At 64.9% G+C, this 2,872-nt stretch carries 3 protein-coding genes; all 3 read left to right on the forward strand.

The window, feature by feature from the left end; all coding sequences use genetic code 11:
- A partial coding sequence (locus B2W70_RS10570; protein ID WP_286745552.1) for an ABC transporter permease subunit occupies positions 1-709 on the forward strand: 709 nt, incomplete at its 5' end.
- 4 nt (positions 710-713) lie between these two features.
- Positions 714-2,006: a branched-chain amino acid ABC transporter permease gene (locus B2W70_RS10575; RefSeq protein ID WP_286745554.1), complete on the forward strand. Its 1,293-nt coding sequence runs from the start codon at positions 714-716 to the stop codon at positions 2,004-2,006.
- Between the two features lie 63 nt (positions 2,007-2,069).
- Positions 2,070-2,872 (forward strand): ABC transporter ATP-binding protein (locus tag B2W70_RS10580; RefSeq protein WP_286745556.1); only part of this gene is annotated, 803 nt, incomplete at its 3' end.

The raw sequence follows: 2,872 nt of genomic DNA on the forward strand, positions 1-2,872 counted from the left end.
CGAGGTGGTGCGCCTGGTCTGGGGTCCGGCCAACGTCGACTACCGTGTGCCCGAGTCGCTCAGCGGCCCGCTTTTCACGCTGGCCAGCGTCAAGGACCAAGGGCTGAGCTGGATGGCCGGCGCCGGCGATGCCGCGCTGTGCACCACGGCAGGCAACAGCTGCACGCAGTTCCCGATCTACCGAGGCTTCATGGCCCTGGTGGCGCTGTTCATGCTCGGCTCTTTGTGGCTGCTGCTCACGCGCACCCGCATCGGTTTGATCATCCAGGCCGCGCTCACCCACCCGGACATGACCCAGGCGCTCGGGCACAACGTGCCGCGCGTGATGATGGGCGTCTTCGGTGGTGGTTGCGCGCTGGCCGGCCTGGCGGGCGTGATCGGGGGCAACGCCTTCGTCACCGAGCCCAACATGGCGGCGTCGGTGGGTGCCATCATCTTCGTGGTGGTGGTGGTCGGGGGCATGGGCTCGCTGGCCGGTGCCTTCCTGGCCTCGCTGATCATCGGCCTGATCCAGACGTTCGCCGTGGTGATCGACGTCTCTGGCCTGACCCTGCTCGAGAAGCTGGGCAGCCCGGTGGACTTCGAACACTGGGCGTACCCATTGCTCAAGATCTCGGTGTCGCAGATGGCGCCGATCCTGCCTTACCTCCTCCTGGTGCTGATCCTGATCTTCAGACCCAAGGGCCTGCTGGGCACGCGCGAGGAGTAAACACATGTCAACACAAGCCTATACCTTCCGACCCTGGAACGTCGGCCGCATCATCCTGTGGTCGCTGTTCGCCCTCGTCCTGCTGGTGGCCCCCAAGCTGTTCACCAGCAGCCTGGCCATGACCATGCTCACACAGATGGGCATCGCCATCGTGGTCTGCCTGTCCTACAACATGTTGCTGGGGCAGGGCGGCATGCTCTCCTTCGGACACGCGGTGTATTCGGGCCTGGGCTCGTTCGCTGCCATTCACACGCTCAACAAGGTGGGCGCGGGCGAGTGGGCCATCCCGGTCAGCCTGATCCCCATCGTGGGAGGGCTGGCGGGCTTGCTCGTGGCCGCGCTGCTGGGCGCGGTCAGCACCAAGAAGTCGGGCAACACCTTCGCCATGATCACGCTGGGCGTGGGCGAGCTGGTGTGGTCGATGTCGCTGATGCTGCCGGAGTTTTTTGGTGGTGAAGGCGGGGTCTCCGGCAACCGCGTGATTGGTGAGCCTGTCATGGGCATCACCTTCGGGCCTCAGACCCAGGTTTACTACCTGATCGCGCTCTACTGCTTCGTGTGCACGGTGCTGATGTTCGCGTTCACGCAGACGCCGCTGGGGCGCATGCTCAACGCGGTGCGCGACAACCCGGAGCGCGTCGAGTTCATCGGCTACGACACGCAGCGTGTGCGCTACATCGCTTTCATGATCGCGGGCTTTTTTGCTGGCATCGCGGGCGGCCTGTACACGATCAACTTCGAGATCGTGACGGCCGAGGTGGTCGGGGCTCACCGCTCAGGCGCCTACCTGTTGTTCACCTTCCTGGGCGGGGCGCTGTTCTTCTTCGGCCCGATCATCGGCGCGGTGCTGATGGTGCTGGCCACGGTGCTGCTGTCGGAGCTGACCAAGGCCTGGCTGCTCTACCTGGGCGTGTTCTTCCTGCTGATGGTGATGTACGCGCCGGGCGGCATCTCCAGCCTGATCATGATGAACCTGCGCGTGGCGGCCTATGGCTTCCTGCGCAAGCTGTGGACGAGCTACCTGGCCTTGGCGGGCACGGGCTTGACGGTGATCATCGCGCTGTCGGTGATGATCGAGATGGTCTACCACATCAAGCTCAACGAGGCCCTGGGGCCCGAGATGAGCTTCATGGGCGTAACGCTGGACACGCATGGGATCGATGCCTGGGTGGGGGCGGTGTTCCTGCTCATCACGGGCGTGGGTTGTTTCGAGGTGGCGCGGCGCGAGTTCATGCGCCAGTGGGGCCACATCCAGGAGGAGATCGAGGCCGAGAACCTTCGGCGAGATGGCCAGTGATGGCCGGTGTGCCCACTGCCATCGATCGACCCCCATGTGTCCCTCTATCGGAGCATTGAGAACATGAGTTCCGCATCCTCATCGAACGGCCTGGCCCTGGAGTTGCGCGACCTGCGCAAGTCCTTCGGCAAGACCGAAATCATCCGTGGCAGCAGCCTGGCCGTCAAAGCTGGTGAGCGCGTTGCCCTCATCGGCCCCAATGGCGCGGGCAAATCCACGCTGTTCAACCTCATCAGCGGCCGCATGGCCCCGACCAGCGGGCAGATCCTGCTCAACGGCGAAGCCATCCACGGCATGAAGCCGTACGAGATCAACCGCCGCGGCCTGGCCCGCAGCTTCCAGGTCTCCAACTTGTTCCCGCGCCTGTCGGTGTTCGAGAACATCCGCTGCGCGGTGCTGTGGTCGATGGGCCAGCGCTACAGCTTCTGGCGTTTCCTGTCCGACCTGACGGCCGTGAATCAGCGCGCCGAAGAGGTGCTGGACATGATCCGCCTGCGCCGCAAGCGCGACACCCACGTCGCCAACCTGACGTATGCCGAACAGCGTGCGCTCGAAGTGGGTGTGACCATCGCCGGTGGCGGCAACGTCATCCTGCTCGACGAGCCGACCGCTGGCATGAGCAAGTCCGAGACGGCGAACTTCGTGAAGATGATCCGCGAGGTCACCGAGGGCAAGACCCTGCTGACCGTGGAGCACGACATGGGCGTGGTGTTCGGCCTGGCCGACCGCATCGCGGTGCTGGTCTATGGCGAGGTGATCGCCTTCGACACCCCCGAGAACGTGCGCGCCAACGACCGCGTCAAGGAAGCCTACCTGGGATCGGTGCTGGCCGAGAGCCAGCGCGCCGAGGCGCAAGCCGCCGAAGC

The organism is Aquabacterium sp. UBA2148 (genome assembly GCF_002328915.1).
GTDB lineage: Bacteria > Pseudomonadota > Gammaproteobacteria > Burkholderiales > Burkholderiaceae_C > Aquabacterium > Aquabacterium parvum.